At 74.6% G+C, this 23,962-nt stretch carries 1 protein-coding gene; it reads left to right on the top strand.

The annotated features are described in order from the left end of the window. Positions 1–5: 5 nt before the first annotated feature. A complete protein-coding gene (locus AB0O82_RS31235; protein ID WP_363587267.1) occupies positions 6–23,960 on the top strand; it encodes a non-ribosomal peptide synthase/polyketide synthase in 23,955 nt (7,984 codons plus the stop codon). Positions 23,961–23,962: the final 2 nt, after the last annotated feature.

The raw sequence follows: 23,962 nt of genomic DNA, 5'->3' as shown, positions 1-23,962 counted from the left end.
CCCCCATGTCCCGTCGCGATGGCGACACCCTTCCCCTGACAGCGGCCCAGCGCGAGATCTGGCTCGCCGAACAGCGGTCCCGGAACCCGATCCCGGGCTACCGCGTCGGTGAGTGCCTGGAGATCCACGGGCCGGTGGACCGGGAGCTGTTCGAGACCGCGGTGCGCCGGGTGGTCGACGAGGTCGACGCCCTGCACGTGAGCTTCCTCGACGACGGCGAGGGCCCGCGCCAGGTCCTCCGGGAGAGTTGGGACTGGGCGCCGGCGCACCTCGACCTCAGCGGGGAGCCCGACCCCCGTGCGGCGGCCCGGGAGTGGATGGAACGTGACCTGCTGCGCCCGCTGGACCTCTCCCGCGACCCGCTGTTCGGGCACGCGCTGATCCGGCTGTCACCGACCGAGTACCTCTGGTACCTGAACTACCACCACGTGGTGCTGGACGCGCTGAGCAGCTCGCTGGTCCGGCAGCGGGTCGGCGAGGTGTACTCGGCGCTGGCCGGGGGCGGCGCCGAGCCGCCGTGCCCGTTCGGTTCCCTGCGGGACCTGGTCGACAGCGACGCCGCCTACCGCTCGTCCGCGGACTTCGCCGCCGACCGCGCCTACTGGACGGAGCGGTTCGCGGACCGGCCCGCTCCCACCCGGCTCACCGGCGCCTCCCCGACCGACCCCAACCTCGCCCTCCGGCTGGCCGAGGAACGGGAACTGCGGCGCCCGGACGCCCTGCGGGCGGCGGCCGGCCGGGTCGGCGTCCGGTGGTCCCGGCTGCTGATCGCGGCGACGGCGCTCTACGCTCACCGGCTGACCGGCGCCCAGGACGTGGTGCTCGCCCTGCCCGTCACCGCCCGCCGGGGCGCCGACCGCGACCTGATGGCCGTGCCCGGCACGATGTCCAACGTGGTGCCGCTGCGGATGACGGTGCGGCCGGACATGTCGTGGCGCGAGTTCGTCGCCCAGACGGCACGGGAGGTCGAGGCGGCCGTCGCGCACGAGCGCTACCGCAGTGAGGACCTGCTGCGCGACCTCGGCGCGCCCGGCGGCATCGGGACGGCGTTCCCGCTGATCGTCAATATCATGGCCTTCAACTCCAGGCCGAGCTTCGCCGGGCACCCCGCCTCCGTGCACCACTTCGTGTCGGGCTCGACCACCGACCTGGCGGTCTGGGTGTTCGACTACCGGGACGGCAACCCCCCGCTCCTCAGGCTCCACGGAGCACCGCAGGCGTACGGCGACGACGACCTCGCCGCGCACCAGCAGCGGCTGCTCCTGCTGCTCGACACCCTCGCGGACTGCGACCCGGACGACCTGGTGGGCCGGATCGAGCTGCTCACGGCCGAGGAACACGGCGAGCTGGCGGCCGTCGGCAGCGGGCCGGCGGCGGCGGTCCCGGCCGCGAGCCTGCCGGAGCTGTTCCGGGAGCACGTGCGGGCGACCCCGGACGTCGTCGCGCTGGTCTGCGGGGACGTCTCGCTGACGTACGCGGAGCTGGACGCGCGCGCGAACCGGCTGGCGCACGCCCTGATCGCCCGCGGCGCCGGACCGGAGCGGCTGGTGGCGGTGGCGCTGCCGCGCTCGGCCGAGCTGGTGGTGGCCATCCTCGCGGTGCTGAAGACCGGCGCGGCGTACGTCCCGGTCGACCCGGAGTACCCGGCCGCCCGGATCGGGTACCTGCTCGACGACGCGCGGCCGACGCTGCTGGTGACCGACGCCCGCAGCGGCGAGCGGCTGCCCGAGGCGGGCTCCGTCGACCGGCTGGTGCTTGACACCGCCGACCTGGACGCGCTGCCGGATACGGACCCGAGGGTGGCCGTCGATCCGGCACACCCGGCGTACGTCATCTACACCTCCGGCTCCACCGGGCGGCCCAAGGGCGTGCTGCCGACGTACGGCGGCCTGCTGAACCTGCTCACCGACCACCGGCAGGCCATGTTCCGGCCGGTGCTCGACGGACGGCAGCGGCTGCGGGTCGCGCTGACCACGTCGGTGTCCTTCGACGCCTCCCTGAACCAGCTGCTCGCCCTGTTCGGGGGCCACGAGCTGCACGTCCTGGACCACGCGACCTGGACCGACCCGGACGCCTTCGTCGGCTACGCCGCGCGCTGCGGGCTCGACTACATCGAGGCCACCCCGTCCTACCTCCGGGTCCTGGTCGCGCACGGGCTGTTGAGCGATCCGCAGTGGCGGCCGACGCTGGTCGCGGCGGGCGGCGAGGCCGTCCCCGAGCAGCTCTGGGCGGACCTGCGGGAGGCCGGAGGGGTTCGCGGACTCAACCTCTACGGGCCGTCCGAGTGCACGGTCAACTCGGTGGTCGCGCCGGTGGGTTCGAGCCCGCGCCCGGTCATCGGCCGACCCGTCACCAACGCCCGGCTGCACGTGCTCGACGGCGCCCTGCGGCCGCTGCCGACCGGCGTGCCGGGTGAGTTGTACATCGCGGGCGCGGGACTGGCCCGCGGCTACCTCAACCGGCCGGGCTTGACCGCCGGGCGCTTCGTGGCGAACCCGTTCGGGCCGTCCGGATCGCGGATGTACCGCACCGGGGACCTGGTGTGCTGGAACCCGGACGGGAACCTGGAGTTCCTCGGCCGCACCGACGACCAGGTCAAGGTTCGCGGCTTCCGGGTCGAGCTCGGCGAGATCGAGGCCGTGCTCGCCGAACACCCCCAGGTCGCCCGGGCCGCCGTGACGGTGCGCAACGAGGAGGAACCCCGGCTGGTCGCCTACGCCGTTCCCGCGGCGGGGCAGGTCGTCCAGCCGGACGACCTGCGGGCCCGGCTGCGCGAGCGGCTGCCGGAGTACATGGTGCCGTCGGCGTTCGTGGTCCTGGACGTACTGCCGCTGACGCCGAACGGCAAGCTGGACCGCCGGGCCCTCCCCGCGCCCGAGTCACAGCCCGCCACGCCGGGCCGCGCCCCGCGCACCGCGACCGAGCACCTGCTCGTCGGGCTGTTCGCCGAGGTCCTCGGGGTGTCCGAGCCCGGCTTGGACGACAGCTTCTTCGACCTCGGCGGGCACTCGCTGCTGGCCACCCGGCTGGTCGCCCGGGCGCGGACGACCCTCGGCGTGGAACTGCGGCTGGGCGACCTGTTCGACGCGCCGACGGTGGCGGAGCTGGCGGCGGCGGTGGACGCCGCCGGCCGGGCACGGCCGGCCCTGGGACGGCGGGAGCGGCCGGGGACGGTCCCGCTGTCCTTCGCGCAGCGCCGGCTCTGGTTCCTGCACCGCATGGAGGGCCCGAGCGCCACGTACAACATCCCGCTGACGCTGCGGCTGTCCGGAGAGCTGGACCAGCGGGCCCTGGCGGACGCCCTCGCGGACCTGGTCGAGCGGCACGAGAGCCTGCGCACGGTGTTTCCGGCGGTCGACGGCGTGCCGTACCAGCGGGTGCTGGACCCCGACGCGGCCCGGCCGCGGCTGCGGATGACCGAGGTCGGCGAGCGTGACCTGCCGGACCGGCTGGCCGAGGCGGCCCGGCGCGCATTCGACCTCGCCGCGGAGCCGCCGCTGCACGCCGAACTGTTCCGGCTGGGACGGGAGGAGCACGTGCTCCTCCTGGTGGTGCACCACATCGCCGGTGACGGCTGGTCGACGGGGCCGCTCTCGCAGGACCTGACGACCGCCTACGCGGCCCGCGCCGAGGGCGCGAAACCGGACTGGGCGCCGCTGCCCGTCCAGTACGCCGACTACGCCCTGTGGCAGCGGGACCTGCTCGGCGACGGCTCGGACCCGGACAGCCTGCTGAACGGCCAACTCGCCTACTGGCGCGCGCAGCTGGCGGACCTGCCCGAGCAGGTGGAGCTGCCGTTCGACCGGCCCCGGCCGACGGCGATGTCCTACCGGGGCGCCCAGCTGCCGGTGCGGATCGACGCCGAGCTGCACCAGGGCCTGCGCGCGCTCGCCCGGGACGGCGGGGCCAGCCTGTTCATGGTGCTCCAGGCCGGGCTGGCCGCGCTGCTGGGCAAGCTCGGCGCCGGTACCGATGTCCCGATCGGAACGCCGATCGCCGGACGCACCGACGAGGCGCTGGACGACCTGGTCGGCTTCTTCGTCAACACCCTGGTGCTGCGCACCGACCTGTCGGGCGACCCGTCCTTCACCGAACTGCTCGGCCGGGTGCGCGCCGACGCGCTCGCCGCGTACGCGCACCAGGACGTGCCGTTCGAGCAGTTGGTGGAGGCACTGAACCCGTCCCGGACGCTGGCGCACCACCCGCTGTTCCAGACCATGCTCGCCCTGCAGAACGCTCCGCTCGGCGCGTTCGAGCTGCCGGGGCTGCGGGTGGCGACCGATCTGGTCCAGACCGGGACGGCCAAGTGCGACCTGACCTTCGTCCTGGCCGAACAGCCCGACGGCCTCTCGGGCGTCCTGGAGTACAGCACCGACCTGTTCGACGAGGCCACCGCCGCCGGGATCGTCGAGCGGTGGCTGCGACTGCTGCGGGCCGTGGCCGCCGACCCCGGCCGGCGGATCGGCCGGGTGGACGTGCTGTCCGCCGACGAGCTGAGCGCGCTGCTCCCGGACGGCGGAGGCCTCGGCGCGCAGGCGCCGGAGAGCAGCATCACCGCGCTGTTCGAGCGGCAGGTCCGGGCGAACCCGGCCGCGGTCGCGCTCACGGACGGCGAAACCAGCCTGGCGTACGGCGAGTTGAACGCCCGGGCCAACCGGCTCGCGCACGCCCTGATCGGCCGGGGCGTGGGGCCGGAGCGGCTGGTGGCGGTGGCGCTGCCGCGCTCGGCCGAGCTGGTGGTCGCGATCCTCGCGGTGCTCAAGGCCGGCGCCGCGTACGTGCCGGTGGACCCGGAGTACCCCGCGGCCCGGATCTCCTACCTGCTCCAGGACGCCCGGCCCGCGCTGCTCGTGACGACCGGCCGGACCGGCGACCTGCCCGGAGCGGACGGCGTGGACCGGCTGCTGCTGGACACCGCCGACCTGGACGGACAGCCGGACACCGACCCGGAGGTCGCGGTCGACCCCGCCCACCCCGCCTACGTCATCCACACCTCCGGCTCCACCGGCGACCCCAAGGGCGTCGTGGTCCCGCACCGGAACGTGGTGCGGCTGTTCGACACCACCCGGGAACTGTTCGGCTTCTCCGCCGAGGACGTCTGGACGCTCTTCCACTCCTACGCCTTCGACTTCTCGGTGTGGGAGCTGTGGGGCGCGCTGCTGCACGGCGGCCGGCTGGTGGTCGTGGACCACGAGACCAGCCGCTCGCCCGGCCGCTTCCTGGAACTGCTCGCCCGCGAGCGGGTGACCGTGCTCAACCAGACGCCGTCCGCCTTCCACCAGCTGATCCAGGCGGACGCCGAGGCGCCCGGGACCGGCCGTGAACTCGCCCTGCGCACGGTGGTGTTCGGCGGCGAGGCGCTGGAGCCCGCCCGCCTCGCGAGCTGGTACGAGCGGCACCCGGACGACGCGCCGCGGCTGGTCAACATGTACGGCATCACCGAGACCACGGTGCACGTCACCCACGCGGCACTCGACCGGTCCGGTACCCCGGCCGGCCAGATCGGCACGGCGATCCCGGACCTGCGGGCGTACGTGCTCGACGGTGGTCTGTGCCCGGTCGCCCCGGGCGTCGCGGGCGAGCTGTACGTCGCGGGCGCGGGCCTGGCGCGCGGCTACCTGAACCGGCCGGGTCTGACGTCCGGGCGGTTCGTGGCCGACCCGTTCGGGCCGGCCGGCTCCCGGATGTACCGCAGCGGCGACGTGGTGCGCCGGGCGGCGGACGGCAGCCTGCGCTACGTCGGCCGGGCCGACCAGCAGGTGAAGGTGCGCGGCTTCCGGATCGAGCTCGGCGAGATCGAGGCGGCCCTCGCCGCGCACCCCGGCGTCGCCCAGGTCGCCGTGCTGGCCCGGCAGGACCGGGCCGACGACACCCGGCTGGTCGCCTACCTGGTGCCCGCCACCGGCACCGCACCGCGCGCGGCCGACCTGCGCGCGCACCTGGCGGGGCGGCTGCCCGAGCACATGCTGCCGTCGGCCTTCGTGGTGCTGGACGCGCTGCCGCTGACCGCCAACGGCAAGCTGGACCGCCGGGCCCTGCCCGCTCCCGACCTCGCCCCCGCGGGCACCGGCCGCGCGCCGCGCACCCCGCAGGAGCAGGTCCTGTGCGAGCTGTTCGCCGAGGTCCTCGGCGCGACCTCGGTCGGCGTCGAGGACGGCTTCTTCGACCTGGGCGGGCACTCGCTGCTGGCCACCCGGCTGGCCGCCCGGATCCGCGCGACGCTCGGCGTGGAGATGCCGCTGCGGACCCTGTTCGAGTCGCCGACCCCGGCCGGCCTGGCCGCCGCCCTGGCGGCGGCCGGACCGGCTCAGGCCGCCCTGGTACGGCGCGAGCGCCCCGAGCTGATCCCGCTGTCGTTCGCGCAGCGGCGGCTGTGGTTCCTGCACCAGCTGGAGGGCGCCGGCGCCAACTACCACATCTCCCTGGCCTGGCGGCTGTCCGGGGCCCTGGACCGGCGGGCCCTGGAGGCCGCCCTGGCGGACGTGGTCGGGCGGCACGAGAGCCTGCGCACCGTCTTCCCTGCCGTCGACGGCGTCCCGTACCAGCAGGTGCTGGACGTCGTGGCGGGCCGCCCGCGGCTGCTCGTGAGCCGGACCACCGAGGCCGAGCTGCCCGCCCTGATGGCGGCGGCGAAGGACCGGCCGTTCGACCTGGCGGGCGATGCGCCGCTGCGGGTCGACCTGTTCGAGCTGGCGCCGGACGAGCACGTGCTCCAGGTGGTGCTCCACCACATCGCGGGTGACGGCTGGTCGCTGGGTCCGCTCGCGCAGGACCTGACCGCCGCCTGTGCGGCGCGCTGCCGCGGCGAGGAACCGCAGTGGGAGGAACTGCCGGTCCAGTACGCCGACTACACCCTCTGGCAGCACGAGCTGCTCGGTGGATCCGCCGAGCCGGACAGCCTGCTCGCCCGCCAGGCGGCCTACTGGACACGGCAGTTGGCCGATCTCCCGGAGCGGATCCAGCTGCCCGCCGACCGGTCCCGCCCGGCGGTCGCCTCGCACCGGGGCGGCTTCGTGCACGTCGGACTGGACGCGGAGCTGCACCGCGGTCTGCGCGAGCTCGCCCGGGAACACGGCACCAGTCTGTTCATGGTCCTCCAGGCCGGACTGGCGGCACTGCTGAGCAAGCTCGGCGCGGGCGACGACATCCCGGTCGGCAGCCCGGTCGCCGGCCGGACCGACCAGGCACTGGACGAGCTGGTCGGCTACTTCGTCAACACCCTGGTCTTCCGCACCGACACCTCGGGCGATCCGACCTTCGCCGAGCTGCTGGCGCGGGTCCGGGACACCTCGCTGGCCGGGTACGCCCACCAGGACCTGCCGTTCGAGCACCTGGTCGAAGCCCTCAACCCGGCGCGGTCGCTGGCGCACCACCCGCTGTTCCAGGTGATGCTGGCGCTGCAGAACGCGCCCCGGGCCGACTTCGCCCCGCCCGGGCTGCACGTCGACGACATGCCCCTGGCGACGACCACCGCCAAACTCGACCTGATCTTCACCATGTCCGAGCGGCAGGCGCGGGACGGTTCCCCGGAGGGAATCGACGGGATCGTCGAGTACGCCGACGACCTCTACGACCCGGCCACCGTCGAGACGATGTTCGGGCGCCTGGAGCGACTTCTCCGCGCCGCGGTCGCCGACCCGCAGCGGCGGCTGAGCCGGTACGGCCTTCTCTCCGCGGAGGAGCGCGATGAGCTGACGGCACTGGGCACCGGACCGGAGGTGGAGCTTCCGGCCGCGAGCGCGCCGGAGCTGTTCCGGGCACAGGTGCGGGCGACGCCGGACCTGGTGGCCTTGGTGTGCGGTGACGTCTCGCTGACGTACGAGCAGTTGGACGAGCGGGCGAACCGGTTGGCGCACGCCCTGATCGTGCGGGGCGCGGGGCCGGAGAGGCTGGTGGCGGTGGCCCTGCCGAGGTCGGCCGAGCTGGTGGTGGCGATCCTCGCGGTGCTCAAGACCGGGGCGGCCTACGTCCCGGTCGATCCCGAGTACCCGGCCACGCGGATCGGGCACATGATGGACGACGCCGGCCCGGTCCTGGTGGTGACCGATGCCCGGACCCGGGACCGGCTGCCGGAGGCCCGCCCGGCCGGGTGGCTGGTGCTCGACGACCCGGCGACAGCCGCGCTGGTGGCCGACTGCCCCGCGACGGACCCCCTGGTGGCCGTCGAACCGAGGCACCCGGCCTACGTGATCTACACCTCCGGCTCCACCGGCCGGCCCAAGGGCGTGGTGTCGACCCACGGCGGCCTGCTCAACCTGTTCGTCAGCCAGCGTCCGCTGCTGTTCCCCCGGGGGACGAAGGAGCGGCTGCGGATCGGGCTGACCACCTCGGTGTCCTTCGACGCCTCCTGCGACCAGCTGTCCGGCCTGTACGCGGGCCACGAGCTGCACGTCCTGGACGAGGCGACCTGGTCCGACCCGGACGCCTTCGTCGACTACGTCAAGCGCGCCGGCCTGGACTACGTCAACGCCACCCCGTCCTATCTGCAAGTGCTCGTCGGACGGGGGCTCCTGGACGACCCGGGGCGCCGTCCCGCGGTGGTCTCGATGGGCGGGGAGGCCGTTCCGGACCAGCTGTGGGAGCGGCTGCGGGCCGTCGACCGCGTGTCCTGCCTGAACTACTACGGGCCGTCCGAATGCACGGTGGACGCCGTCGTCGCACCGCTGGAATCGAGTCCGCGCCCGGTGATCGGCCGGCCGCTCGGGGGTATCCGGCTGTACGTCCTCGACAGCACGCTGCAGCCCGTGCCCGCGGGCGTGGCGGGTGAGCTGTACCTCGCCGGCGCGGGCCTGGCCCGCGGCTACCTGAACCGGCCGGCGCTCACCGCGGCACGGTTCGTGGCGGACCCGTTCGGTCCGCGCGGTACGCAGATGTACCGCACCGGCGACCTGGTGCGCTGGGGCGCCGACCGGAACCTGGAGTTCCTCGGCCGGACCGACGACCAGGTCAAGGTGCGCGGCTTCCGGATCGAACTCGGCGAGATCGAGGCGGCATTGGCGGAACATCCGCAGGTCGCCCAGGTCGCGGTGACCGTCCGGGAGGACCGCGCAGGGGACGTGCGGCTGGTCGCCTACCCGGTGGCCGTCGCCGGGGCGGAACTCCGGCCGGACGAGCTGCGGGCCCACCTGCGCGAGCGACTGCCGGACTACATGGTCCCGGCTGCCTTCGTGCCCCTGGGGAGCCTGCCGCTGACCGCCACCGGCAAGCTGGACCGGCGCGCGCTGCCCGCACCCGTCCACACCGCGCCGAGGACCGGCAGGGCCCCGCGCACCCCGCAGGAGCAGGTCGTCGCAGAGGTGTTCGCCGAGGTGCTGGGCGTGGCCGAGGTCGGGGTCGACGACGACTTCTTCGAGCTCGGCGGACACTCGCTGCTGGCGACTCGGCTGGTGGCCCGGGCGCGTGCCACCCTGGGCGTGGAACTGGAACTGCGCAGCCTGTTCGAGACGCCGACGGTGGCCGGGCTGGCCGCCGGACTCGGCCGAGCCGGCCAGGCGCGGGTCGCGCTGCGCCACGCTGACCGGCCCGACCGGGTCCCGCTGTCCTTCGCGCAGCGCCGGCTGTGGTTCCTGGACCAGTTGGAGGGCGCCGGTTCGGTCTACAACATGCCGCTGGCGTGGCGGCTCTCCGGCCCACTGGACCGGGCGGCTCTGGAGGAGGCGCTGGCTGACGTCGTCAACCGGCACGAGAGCCTGCGCACGGTCTACCCGCAGGTCGACGGGGTGCCGTACCAGGACGTGCTGGACGCGCGGACGGTCCGGCCGCGGCTGTCGGTCACCAGGGCCGGCGGGACGGACCTGCCGGAGCTGCTGGTGGCGGCCGCGGCGCGCGGATTCGACCTCGCCATCGAACCACCCCTGCGTGCCGAGCTGTTCGAGACGGCACCGGACGAGCACGTGCTGCTGGTGGTGGTCCACCACATCGCCGGTGACGGCTGGTCGCTGGGCCCGTTGTCGGCCGACCTGGCCACCGCGTACGCGGCGCGCTGCCGGGGCGAGGAACCGCAGTGGGCGCCGCTGCCCGTCCAGTACGCCGACTACACCCTGTGGCACCACCAGCTGCTTGGCGACGCGGCCGACCAGGACAGCCTGTTCGCCCGCCAGACGGCCTACTGGACACGGACGCTGGCGGACCTGCCCGAGCAGATCCGGCTTCCCGTCGACCGCCACCGCCCCTCCGCACCCTCATATGCCGGCGGCCACCTCGCGATCGACCTGGACGCGGAACTGCACGGCGCACTGGTGCGCCTGGGCCGGGAGCACGGGGCCAGCGTCTACATGGTGCTGCAGGCCGCGCTGGCGGCGGTGCTGGACAAGCTCGGCGCGGGCGACGACATCCCGGTCGGCAGCCTGATCGCCGGCCGGACGGACCAGGCGCTGGACGACCTCGTCGGCTTCTTCGTCAACACCCTGGTGCTGCGGACCGACACCTCGGGCGACCCGTCGTTCGCCGAGCTGCTGGGCCGGGTCCGGGAGGACGCGCTCGGCGCGTACGCCCACCAGGACCTGCCGTTCGAGCACGTCGTCGAGGCCCTCAACCCGTCCCGGTCGCTCGCCCGTCAGCCGCTGTTCCAGGTGCTGCTCGCGCTGCAGAACGTGCCCCGCACGGAGTTCGAGCTGAGCGGTCTGGGCGCCGAGATCCTCCTGGTCCGCACGCCCACGGCGATGTTCGACCTCGGCTTCCACCTGCTGGAGCGCGGCGGCACCGGCGGGCTGGCCGAGGGCATCGTCGGGCGGGTCGAGTACAGCACCGACCTGTTCGAGCACACCACGGTGGAGGCGCTGGTCGCCCGGTGGCTGCGCCTGCTGGCGGCGGTGGTCGCCGAGCCGGACCGGCCGCTGAGCCGGATCGACGTCCTCACCGCCGAGGAGCGGCACGAGCTGCTGGTGGCGCGCAACGACACCGCCCGACCGGTTCCCGCAGACGGCCTGCCGGCCCTCTTCGAGGCGCAGGTCCGGGCGACCCCGCAGGCCCCGGCGGTGGTGTTCGAGGACACCGTGCTGACGTACCGCGAGCTGAACCGCCGGGCCAACCGCCTGGCGCACGCGCTGATCGCGCGCGGGGTGGGGCCGGAGCAGGTCGTCGCCCTGCGGCTGCCGCGCTCCGCCGAGCTGGTGGTCGCCGTCCTCGCCGTGCTCAAGACGGGCGCGGCGTACCTGCCGATCGACCCGGACTACCCGGCCGCCCGCATCGCGTACATGCTGGAGGACGCCCGGCCGGCCGTCGTCCTGGACGACCTCGCGGCCGTCACCCCGGCAGAGGAGCGGCCGGAGCACGACCCGGCCGTCGCCGTGGACGCGCGGCACCCGGCCTACGTCATCTACACCTCCGGCTCCACCGGCCGGCCCAAGGCCGTGGTGATGCCCGCCGCAGGGCTGCTGAACCTGCTGGCGTGGCACCACGAGGCCGTCGGCGGCGAACCCGGCACCCGCACCGCGCAGTTCACCGCGATCAGCTTCGACGTCTCGGTGCAGGAGGTGCTCTCCGCGCTGCTGTACGGCAAGACCCTGGTCGTGCCGACCGAGGAGCAGCGCCGCAGCGCCGAACTGTTCGCGCACTGGCTCGACCGGCACCGGGTCGCCGAGCTGTTCGCACCCAACCTGGTGGTCGAGGCGCTGGCCGAGGCCGCCGAGGAGGCCGGGCTGGAGCTGCCGAGTCTGCGGCTGGTCGCGCAGGCCGGCGAGGCGATGCGGCTCGGCGGCGCGGTGCGCCGCTTCCAGGCCCGTCGCCCGGGCCGGACGCTGCACAACCACTACGGGCCTGCCGAGACCCACGTGATCACCGCTTTCCCGCTGCCGGCCGACCCCGCCGACTGCCCGCTTCCGGTGCCGATCGGCCGTCCGATCGACAACTGCCGGGCGTACGTGCTGGATCCGGCCCTGCGGCCGGTCGCCCCCGGCGTGACGGGTGAGCTGTACCTGGCCGGGGCGGGGCTGGCCCGCGGCTACCTGAACCGGCCCGGGCTCACCGCCACGCGGTTCGTCGCGAACCCGTACGGCCCGGCGGGCGCGCTGATGTACCGCACCGGTGACCTGGTCAGGTGGTCGGCCGACGGCGAGCTGGAGTTCGCGGGCCGGGTGGACCACCAGGTGAAGGTGCGCGGCTTCCGGGTCGAGCCCGGCGAGATCGAGGCGGAGCTGGCCGCGCACCCGGGCGTGGCCCAGGTCGCGGTGCTCGCCCGCGAGGACCGGCCGGGCGAGACCCGGATCGTCGCGTACGCGGTGGCCTCGACGCAGGACCCGGCCACTGCGGCGGCACTGGCGGCGTACCTGCGCGAGCGGCTGCCGGACCACCTGGTGCCGTCGGCCTTCGTGCTCCTGGACGCACTGCCGCTGACGCCGAACGGGAAGCTGGACCGCGCGGCGCTGCCCGCCCCCGACCTCGGCCCGGCCGGAGCCGGGCGCGCGCCGCGCACCCCGCAGGAGCAGATCCTGTGCGAGCTGTTCGCCGAGGTCCTGGGCGTGCCGCGGGTCGGGGTCGACGACGACTTCTTCGACCTGGGCGGGCACTCCCTGCTCGCCACCCGCCTGATGTCGCGGGTCCGGGCGACCCTCGGCGTCGAGCTGGAGCTGCGCAGCCTGTTCCGGACGCCGACGCCCGCCGGGCTCGCGGCCGGGCTGAACGGCGCGGGCACCGCGCGGCAGGCCCTGGTGCCCCGGCCGCGCCGTGAGCCGATGCCGCTGTCGTTCGCCCAGCGCAGGCTCTGGTTCCTCCAGCAGTTCGGCGCACCGAGTGCCACCTACCACCTGCCGCTGGCCCTGCGGCTGTCCGGCCGCCTCGACCGGGCCGCCCTGAGCGCCGCGCTGGTGGACGTGGTGGCCCGGCACGAGACCCTGCGCACGGTCTTCCCGCACACCGGCGGAGTCCCGCACCAGCGGGTGCTGGAGGCCGCCGAGGCCGTCGTCCCGCTGACGGCGCGCGCGGCCGGCGAGGCGGAGCTGCCGGCCCTGCTGCGCGAGGCGGCGGTGCGCGGCTTCGACCTGACCTCGGACGTGCCGCTGCGGGCCGAGCTGTTCGCGGTGGCGCCGGACGAGCACGTGCTGCTGCTGGTGATGCACCACATCGCCGGCGACGGCTGGTCGATGGACCCGCTGGCCCACGACCTCGCCACCGCCTACGCCACCCGGCAGGGCGGCGGGACACCCGCGTGGCCGCCGCTGCCGGTGACCTACGGCGACTACACCCTGTGGCAGCGCGAGATCCTCGGCGACGAGCACGACGCGGGCAGCGTGTTCGCCCGCCAGATCGGCTACTGGACCGAGGCGCTGGCCGGGCTGCCCGACCAGCTGCAACTGCCCGCCGACCGGCCGCGCCCGGCCGCCATGTCGTACGGCGGCGACCTGCTGGACATCCGGATCGACGCCGAACTGCACGCCGCCCTGGTGGAGTTGGCGCGGCGATCGGGTGCGACGCTGTTCATGGTGCTGCAGGCGGCGCTCGCCGCGCTGTACACGCGGTTGGGCGCGGGGACGGACATCGCGATCGGGAGCCCGATCGCGGGGCGTACGGACGAGGCGCTGGACGACCTCGTCGGGTTCTTCGTCAACACGCTGGTGCTGCGCACGGACACCGGCGGTGATCCGTCGTTCGCCGAGCTGGTGGGGCGGGTGCGGGAGGCGGCGCTGGAGGCGTTCGGGCACCAGGACGTGCCGTTCGAGCACCTGGTGGAGGCACTGAACCCGTCCCGGTCGCTGTCGTACCACCCGCTGTTCCAGACCGGGCTGGTCGTGCAGAACGCGCCGGGCGGCGACTTCGAACTCCCCGGCCTCCGGGTCTCCGGAGTGGCGGTGCCCACCGGGACTTCGCGGCTCGACCTGACCTTCGGCCTCGCGGAGGAGTACGGGCCCGGCGGTGCGCCGGCCGGGCTCGGCGGCGCGGTCGAGTACAGCACCGACCTGTTCGACCGCGCGACGGTCGAGACGTTGGTCGCCCGCTGGACCAGGTTGCTGGCCGCGGTCGCCGCGGCTCCGGACCGGCGGATCGGCGGGATCGACCTGCTGTCCGCCGAGGAGAGCGGTGAGCTGCTCCCCGCCGTGGAGGAAGGGGAGGCCGCGGCGAGCCTGCCGGCGCTGTTCGCGGCGCGGGTGGCGGCGGCGCCGGATGCGGTCGCGCTGGTCTCCGGCGGTGTCGAGCTGACGTATCGTCAGTTGGACTCCCGGGCGAACCGGTTCGCGCATGCCCTGATCGCCCGGGGTGTGGGTGCGGAGCAGCTGGTGGCGGTGGCGCTGCCGCGGTCGGTGGAGTCGGTGGTGGCCGTCCTGGGCGTGCTGAAGGCCGGGGCGGCGTACCTGCCGGTGGATCCGACGTACCCGAAGGCGCGGATCGCGTTCATGCTGGAGGACGCCCGTCCGGCGCTGGTGGTCGACGATCCGGCCCTGGTGGCCGAGGGCGACTGGCCGGACACCGATCCGGTGGTCGTGCCCGACGTCCGGCACCCGGCGTACGTGATCTACACCTCGGGCTCGACCGGCCGCCCCAAGGGCGTGGTGGTGAGCCACAGCGGCGTGTCGGGCCTGGTGGCGGCGCAGGTCGAGCGGCTCGGCGTGGTGCCCGGCAGCCGGGTGCTCCAGTTCGCCTCGCCCAGCTTCGACGCGTCGTTCTGGGACCTGTGCAGCGCCCTGCTCAGCGGTGCCGCCCTCGTCCTGGCCCCGGCGGACGCCCCGCTGGAGGCGCTGACGGACCACCGGCTCGGCGTCACCCATGTGACGCTGCCGCCCTCGGCCCTGGCCGCGCTGGACGGCGCCGAGCTCACGGCCACCACCCTGGTGGTGGCGGGTGAGGCCTGCCCGCCGGAGCTGGTGGCACGCTGGGCGCCCGGCCGGCGGATGGTCAACGCGTACGGTCCGACGGAGACGACGGTGTGCGCGACGATGAGCGCCCCGCTGGCGGCGGGCTCGGGCGTGCCGCCGATCGGCCGGCCGGTCGCGGGCTTCCGGGTGTACGTGCTGGACGAGCGGCTCTGCCTGGTGCCGCCGGGCGTGGCGGGGGAGCTGTACGTCGCGGGGCCGGGGCTGGCGCGCGGCTATCTGGACCGGCCGGGCCTGACGGCGGGGCGGTTCGTCGCCTGCCCGTTCGGGGCGGTCGGCGAGCGGATGTACCGCACCGGGGACGTGGTGCGCCGCCGGGCCGACGGGGAGCTGGAGTACGTCGGCCGCGCCGACGACCAGGTGAAGGTCCGTGGCTTCCGGGTCGAACTCGGCGAGATCGAGGCGGCCCTGGCGGGGCACTCCGCCGTCGCGCAGTCCGCGGTCCTGGCCCAGGACGACCGGCTCGTCGGCTACGTCACGGCTCGTCCGGGCACGACCGTCCGTCCGGCGGAGTTGGCGGCGTACCTGCGTGAGCGCCTGCCGGACTACCTGGTGCCGTCGGCGTTCGTGCTGCTGGAGGCGCTGCCGCTGACGCCGAACGGGAAGTTGGACCGGGCCGCGCTGCCCGCGCCCGAGGACGCGACCACGGCTGTGGGACGGGCACCGCGCACCCCGCAGGAGCAGGTCCTGTGCGAGCTGTTCGCCGAGGTGCTGGGTCGCCCGCAGGTCGGGATCGACGACGACTTCTTCGACCTCGGCGGGCACTCGCTGCTTGCCACCCGGCTGGCCGCCAGGGTGCGCTCGGTGCTCGGCGTGGAGCTGGGGCTGCGCGCGCTGTTCCAGGAGCCCACGGTGGCGGGTCTGGCCGGGTCGTTGATGGAGGCCGGCAACGCCCGCCCGGCGCTGACCGCGCGGGAGCGGCCGGAGGCCGTACCGCTGTCCTTCGCCCAGCGCCGGCTCTGGTTCCTGCACCGCATGGACGGCAGCACCGCGACCTACCACATCCCGCTGGCGCTCCAGCTGACCGGGACGCTCGACCGGGCGGCGCTGGACGAGGCGCTGGCCGACGTGGTGGCCCGGCACGAGAGCCTGCGGACGGTGTTCCCGGAGGTGGGCGGCGTCCCGTGCCAGCGGGTCCTGGACCCGGCCGAGGCCCGGCCCCGGGCCGGGTTGACCGAGGTCTCGCAGGCCGAGCTGCACCAACGGCTCGCCGAGTTCGCCCGGCGGCCCTTCGACCTGGCGGCGGAGCCGCCGCTGCGGGCGGAGCTGTTCGCGGTGGCGCCGGACGAGCACGTGCTGCTGCTGGTGATGCACCACATCGCCGGTGACGGCTGGTCGACCGGCCCGCTGGCCCGCGACCTGGCCGAGGCGTACGCCGCCCGGAGCGAGGGCCGTGCGCCGAGTCGGTCGAACCTGCCGGTGCAGTACGCCGACTACACGCTCTGGCAGCGCGACCTGCTCGGCGACGCAGCCGACCCGCAGAGCCGGTTCGCCGAGCAGCTCGGCTACTGGAAGCGCCAGCTGTCCGACCTGCCGGAGCTGCTCCGGCTGCCCGCCGACCGGCCGCGGCCGGCCGTCGCGGGCTGGCACGGGGACCACGTCGGCCTGGAGCTGAGCCCCGAACTGCACGCCGCTCTGACCGAGCTGGCGCGGAACACCGGCACCAGTCTGTTCATGGTGCTGCAGGCGGCGCTGGCGGCGCTGTACACGCGGCTGGGTGCGGGGACGGACATCCCGATCGGGAGCCCGATCGCGGGCCGTACCGACGAGGGGTTGGACGACCTGGTCGGGTTCTTCGTGAACACGCTGGTGCTGCGCACCGACACCAGCGGTGATCCGAGCTTCGCCGAACTGCTCGGGCGGGTGCGGGAGACGGCGCTGTCGGCGTACGCCCACCAGGACGTGCCCTTCGAGCACCTGGTGGAGGCGCTGAACCCGTCCCGCTCGCTGTCCCACCACCCCCTGTTCCAGACCATCCTGGCCGTGCAGAACGCCCCGATGGGCCGGTTCTCGCTGCCGGGCCTGGAGGTGGCCACCTACGCGGTGGCCACCGGAACCGCCAAGTTCGACCTCGGGGTGAGCCTCGTCGAGCGGTTCGGCCCCGACGGCAGCCCGGACGGGATCGTCGGCGCGGCGGAGTACGCCACCGACCTGTTCGACCGCTCGACGGTCGAAGCCCTCGTGCGGCGCTGGACGCTCCTGCTGGAGGTGGTCACCGCCGACCCGGACCGGTCGATCGGGGGGATCGACCTCCTCGACTCCGACGAGCGGCACCGGCTGCTGGAACGGGGCAACGCGACCGCCCGCGAGGTGGGCGCCGTCCCGGTGCCGCAGGCCTTCGCGGCGCAGGTGGCGGCGACGCCGAACGCGGTCGCCCTCGTCCGCGGCGACGTCGAGTTGACGTACCGGGAGTTGAACGCGCGGGCGAACCGGTTCGCTCACGCGCTGATCGCCCGGGGGGTGGGCCCGGAGCAGCTGGTGGCGGTGGCCCTGCCGCGCTCGGTGGAGGCGGTGGTCGCGGTCCTGGGCGTCCTGAAGGCCGGGGCGGCGTACCTGCCGGTGGATCCGGTGTACCCGCAGGCGCGGATCGACTTCATGCTGGCGGACGCCCGCCCGGCGCTGATGGTCGACGACGCCGCCATGGTGGCCGAGGGCGACTGGCCGGACACCGACCCGGACGTCGCACTCGACGTCCGGCACCCGGCCTACGTGATCTACACCTCGGGCTCGACCGGCCGCCCCAAGGGTGTCGTGGTCCCCCACGGCGGTGTCGCGAGCCTGGTCGCCGCCCAGATCGAGCGGTTCGCGATCGAACCCGGCAGCAGGGTGCTCCAGTTCGCCTCGCCCAGCTTCGACGCCTCGGTGTCGGAGATCTACACCGCGCTGCTGCGCGGTGCGGCCCTGGTACTGCCCCCGGCGGCGGACCCGGTGGCCGCGCTGACCGACCCGGGCCTGGCGGCCACCCACGCGACCGTGCCGCCGTCCGTCCTGGCCGCCGTGCCGGAACGCTCGGTGGCGGTGTCGACACTGGTCGTGGCAGGGGAGGCCTGCCCGCCGGAGCTGGTGGCCCGGTGGGCGCCGGGCCGGCGGATGGTCAACGCGTACGGTCCGACCGAGACGACGGTGTGCGCGACCATGAGCGACCCGCTGTCCCCGGGGGCGGGCGTACCGCCGATCGGTCGGCCGATCGCCAACGCCCGGGTGTACGTGCTGGACGACCGGCTGCGGCCGGTGCCGCCCGGCGTTCCCGGCGAGCTCTACGTCGCGGGCGCGGGTCTGGCCCGCGGTTACCTGAACCGGCCGCGCCTGACGGCCGGACGGTTCGTCGCCTGCCCGTTCGGCCCAGCCGGTGCTCAGATGTACCGCACCGGCGACCTGGTCCGCTGGCTCGGCGACGGGCAGCTGGAGTACGTCGGCCGCGCGGACGACCAGGTGAAGGTGCGCGGCTTCCGGGTCGAGCCCGGCGAGGTCGAGACGGCCCTGGCCGAGCACCCGGCCGTCGCCCGGGCCGCGGTCCTCGCCCAGGACGACCGGCTCATCGGCTACGTCGTCCCCCGCCAGGAGGAGGCCCGCGACAGCGCCCTGGAAGCGGACCACGTGGGCGAGTGGCAGGACATCTACGACGCCCTGCCCATCGCTCCCGAGGACGCCGGCTTCGGCCAGAACTTCGTGGGCTGGAACAGCAGTTACGACGCGAGCCCGATCCCCGTCGAGCAGATGCGGGAGTGGCGGGACGCGACCGTCGCCCGCATCCTGGCCCTGCGCCCCCGCCGGGTGCTGGAGGTCGGCGTCGGCACCGGTCTGCTGCTCTCGCAGATCGCACCGCACTGCGAGACGTACTGGGCGACCGACTTCTCCGCCACCGCGATCGAGGCGCTCACCGCCCAGGTGGCCGGGCAGGAGGACCTGGCCGGGCGCGTGGTGCTGCAGACCCGCCCGGCGCACGACACCGACGGGCTCCCGGCCGGGGAGTTCGACACCATCGTGATCAACTCGGTGGTGCAGTACTTCCCGTCCGCCGAGTACCTCGCCGACGTGATCGGGAAGCTGATGGGGCTGCTGGCCCCCGGCGGCGCGCTCTTCGTCGGCGACGTCCGCAACCTGCGGCTGCTGCGTCCGCTGGCCACCGCCGTCCAGCTCCACCGGGTCGGCGAAGGTGCGGACCTCACGGCGGTGCGCCGCACGGTGGAGCAGGCCCTGCGGGTGGAGAAGGAGCTCCTGGTCGACCCGGACTTCTTCGCCGTCCTGCGGGAGCACGGCGCGGACATCGGTGCGGTGGCCGTGGAGGTCAAGCGCGGCCGACACCACAACGAACTGAGCCGCTACCGCTACGACGTGACGCTGCACAAGCCACCGGTCACCCCGACGGCTCCGGAGCGGTCCGTCGAGCTGGCGTGGGGGCGGCAGGTCGCCGGGCCGGCCGAACTGCGCGAGCTGCTCGTCCGGCCGTCCGGCGGAGTGCTGCGGATCACGGGGGTGCCGAACCGCCGGGTGGCGCGGGAAGCCGCTCTGGCCCGGGCCGTGCAGAACGGGGACGGCTCGCTCGCCGAGCTGCTGGAACGGATGCACGCCCCGGAGGACGGCGGCCTCCCCGATCCGGAGGACTTCCACGCCCTCGGGTCGGAGTTCGGCCGCTCGACGGCCATCACCTGGTCGGCCACCGCGGCGGACGCCGTGGACGTCGTCCTCACCGACCCCCGGGCGCTCCACGGCTCCCCGGTCGAGGCGTACCGGCCGGCCCGGGCCACGGGATCGTCGCTGTCCTCGCTGACCAACCGCCCGACCGGCAACCGGGGCGCCGGCGCCCTCCTGGGCGAACTCCGCGACTGGCTGCGGGACCGGCTGCCCGACTACCTGGTCCCCTCGGCGTTCGTGGCGCTGGAGGCGCTGCCGCTGACGGCCAATGGCAAGCTCGACCGCCGTGCGCTGCCCGCACCGGACCTCGGCCCGGTCGCGGCCGGACGGGCGCCGCGCACCCCGCAGGAGCAGCTCCTCGCCGAGCTGTTCGCCGAGGTGCTCGGCCTGGCCCAGGTCGGCGTCGACGACAGCTTCTTCGACCTGGGCGGGCACTCGCTGCTGGCGACCCGCCTGGCCTCCCGGGTCCGGGCGGTCCTCGGCGCGGAGCTGGAGGTCCGGACGCTGTTCGAGACCCCGACCGTGGCCGGGCTGGCCGCCAGCCTGGAGGGCTCCGGAGCTGCGCGGCCCGCACTGACCGCCCAGGCCCGCCCCGACCGGGTGCCGCTCTCCTTCGCCCAGCGCCGCCTGTGGTTCCTGCACCGGATGGACGGGCCGAGCGCCACCTACAACATGCCGCTCGCGCTCAGCCTGACCGGCGAACTGGACCGCCCGGCCCTGCACGCCGCGCTCGCGGACGTGGTCGCCCGGCACGAGAGCCTGCGGACGGTCTTCCGCGAGATCGACGGCGTGCCGTACCAGGTCGTGCTGAGCGCCGCTCAGGCGCGCCCCGCGCTGCCGGTGATGGAGATCGACGAGAGCGCACTGGCCGAACGGCTGGCGGAGACGGCCCGGCGCGGCTTCGACCTGGCCACGGAGCCGCCCGTCCGGGCGGAGCTGTACGCGCTCGCCCCCGACCGGCACGCGCTGCTGGTCGTGGTGCACCACATCGCCGCCGACGGCTGGTCGATGGGCCCGCTCTCCGGTGACCTCGCCGCGGCCTACGCGGCCCGCTGCCGGGGCGAGGCCCCGCAGTGGTCCCCGCTGCCGGTGCAGTACGCCGACTACAGCGCCTGGCAGCGCGACCTGCTCGGGGACACCGCCGACCCGGACAGCCTGTTCGCCCGGCAACTGGCCTACTGGAAGGACGAGCTGGCCGGCGTCCCGCAACAGCTGCAGCTGCCCGCCGACCGGCCGCGTCCGCCGGTGGCCTCCCAGCGGGGCGACCGGGTCGCGGTCCGGCTGGACGCCGACCTGCACCAGGCCCTGCGGGACCTGGCCGCCGCGCGCGGCGCCAGCATGTTCATGGTGCTCCAGGCCGGACTCGCGGCCCTGCTCACCCGGCTCGGCGCCGGCACGGACATCCCGGTCGGCAGTCCGATCGCCGGCCGTACCGACGAGGCGCTGGACGAGCTCGTCGGCTTCTTCGTCAACACCCTGGTGCTGCGCACCGACACCGGCGGGGACCCCGGCTTCGCCGAACTGCTCGGCCGGGTCCGGCAGAAGGCGCTCAGCGCGTACGACCACCAGGACGTGCCGTTCGAGTACCTGGTCGAGGTGGTCAACCCCGCGCGGTCGCTGGCCCACCACCCGCTGTTCCAGATCATGCTGGCCCTGCAGAACGCGCCGCTCGGCGAGTTCGCGCTGCCGGGGCTGGAGACCGGCCACCTGGAGGCGCCGACCGGGACCGCGCGGGTCGACCTGACCTTCAGCCTGGCCGAGCAGTTCCGCCCGGACGGGGCCCCCGACGGCCTGGTCGGTGCCGTGGAGTACGCCACCGACCTGTTCGACGCGCCCACCGTGGAGCTGCTGTTCGAGCGCCTGGCCCGTCTGCTGCGCGCGGCCGTCGCCGACCCCGACCGGCCGATCAGCCGGATCGACATCATGCCCGTCGAGGAACGCCGCCGACTGCTCGCCGGCTCCAACGGCGCCGCGGCCGAGCTGCCCCGGGCCGCGGTGCCGGAGCTGTTCGCCCGCCAGGTGCGGGCCACCCCGGAGGCGGTCGCGGTCGTGGCCGGCGGCACCGAGCTGACCTACGCGGAGCTCGACCAGCGGGCCGGCCGCCTGGCGCGGGCGCTGATCCGCCAGGGCGTACGGCCGGAGACGCCGGTCGCGGTCATGCTGGACCGCTCGGCGGAGCTGGTCGTGGCGATCCTGGCGATCATCAAGGCCGGCGGCGCCTACGTGCCGCTGGACTCGCGCTTCCCCTCCTCCCGGATCGACCTGATCCTGCGGGAGAGCGGGGCCGCCCTGGTGCTCACCCGGGAGGTGCTCACCGCACTGGTGCAGTCCGAGGCCGCCGATCCGTCCGACGTCGAAGTCCCCTGTGAACCCGGGCAGTTGGCGTACATCATGTACACCTCCGGCTCGACCGGCCGACCGAAGGGCGTGGCCGTCACCCACCGTGACGTGGCGGGCCTCGCGCTCACCCCCGAATGGCGGGGCGGTGGACACGAGCGGGTGCTGATGCACTCCCCGACGGCCTTCGACCTCTCCACCTACGAGCTGTGGGTCCCGCTGCTCAACGGCGGCCGGGTCGTGGTGGCGCCGCCGGAGCAGCTCGACCTCGACCTGCTCCAGCACACGATCACCTCGAACGGGGTGACCGGACTGTGGCTCACGGCCGGACTGTTCCGCCTGGTCGCCGAGGAGCGCCCGGGCCTGCTCGCCGGGGTGCGCGAGGTGTGGACCGGCGGCGACGTGGTCTCCCCGGCCGCCGTCGCCCGGGTGCTGGCGGCCTGCCCCGGCATCGCGGTGGTCAACGGCTACGGGCCCACCGAGGCCACCACCCTGGCCACCTGGCACCCGGTGGGCGACCTCCCCGAACACGCCGCGACCGTGCCGATCGGCCGGCCGATGGCGAACACGCGCGCCTACGTGCTCGACGACCGGCTGCGCCCGATGCCGACCGGCATGGTCGGCGAGCTGTACCTCGCGGGGACGGGCGTGGCCCGCGGCTACCTCGGGCGGGCCGGCCTGACGGCGGAGCGCTTCACCGCCGACCCGTACGGGCCGTCCGGCAGCCGGATGTACCGCACCGGCGACCTCGCGTCGTGGCGGACCGACGGCGCGCTGGACTTCGCCGGACGCGCCGACCACCAGGTCAAGCTGCGCGGCCTGCGGATCGAGCCCGGCGAGATCGAGGCCGTCCTGGCGGGCTGCCCGGGCGTCGTCCAGGCGGCCGTGGTCGCCCGCGAGGACCGGCCGGGCGACAAGCGCCTGGTCGCCTACCTGGTGCCCGCCCCCGAGGGCGCGCCCGAGGCGGCCGAGCTGTCCGGCCGGCTGCGCCGCGACCTGCCCGACTACATGGTGCCGGCCGCGTTCGTCACCCTGGACGCGCTGCCGCTGACCGCCAACGGCAAGCTCGACCGGGCCGCCCTGCCCGCCCCCGAGTACGGGGCCTCGGATGCCGGACGCGGACCCCGGACGCCGCAGGAGCAGTTGCTGTGCGGTCTCGTCGCCGAGGTCCTCGGCCGGGAGCAGGTGAGCATCGACGACAACTTCTTCGACCTGGGCGGGCACTCGCTGCTGGCCGCCCGCCTGGCCTCCCGCGTCCGCGAGACGCTCGGCCTGGAGTTGGGCCTGCGCATGCTGTTCGAGGCGCCGACCGTGGCCGGTCTCACCGAGCGCCTGGTCATGGACAATCCCGACGACGCGTTGGACGTGGTGCTGCCGCTGCGTTCGACCGGGACCGGCACACCGCTGTTCTGCGTCCACCCCGGCGGCGGCATCAGCTGGTCGTACAGCGGACTGCTGAACCACCTCGGCCCGCAGCACCCGGTCTACGCCATCCAGGCACGCGGCCTCGGCCGGCCCGAACCCCTGCCGACGTCCTACGAGGAGATGGCGGCCGACTACGCCGACCAGATCCAGAAGATCCAGCCGGAGGGCCCGTACCTGCTCCTCGGTTGGTCCGCCGGCGGGCTGATCGCCCACGCGCTCGCCTGCGAGCTGCAGTCGCGCGGCGAACGGACCGCACTGCTGGCGATCCTCGACGCCTACCCGGTGAAGGACGTGCAGTTCGCGGAGGTGCCGGTGCCCACCGTGCGCGACGTGCTCGTCGGGGTGCTCGACGTCGACCCGGACGAGCTGGGCGACCAGGAGATCACCTACGCCGAGGTTGCCGAGGTCCTGAACCGGCGGGGCAGCGCGCTGGCCGGCCTGAACGAGCGACAGATCGAGGTGATCGTCGAGATCATGATCAACAACGCCAAGCTGGCGGTCGACTTCGTCCCCGGCAGGTTCGGCGGAGACCTGCTGCTGTTCAACTCCACGATCGACCGGGCCGAGGACAACGCGGGGCCCGCAATCTGGCGCCCGTACGTCGCCGGCCGGATCGAATCCCACGAGATCACCACCCGGCACGACCGGATGACCCAAGCCGGCTCGCTCGCCCAGATCGGGCCGATCCTGGCCGCCAGGATCACCGAGACGACCGGCGACACCGACGGCACCACCACCCTTTCCCACCAGGAGGACTGACC

The organism is Kitasatospora sp. NPDC088264 (assembly GCF_040685715.1).
In the GTDB taxonomy this organism is placed as follows: domain Bacteria; phylum Actinomycetota; class Actinomycetes; order Streptomycetales; family Streptomycetaceae; genus Kitasatospora.
Note: the sequence above shows the minus strand (reverse complement) of the source record. Positions and strands in the feature narration are given on the sequence as shown.

Bases quoted from the DNA above. Each gene is read 5' to 3' on its own strand.
- AB0O82_RS31235 (WP_363587267.1), top strand. From the start codon at position 6: ATGTCCCGTCGCGATGGCGACACCCTTCCCCTGACAGCGGCCCAGCGC.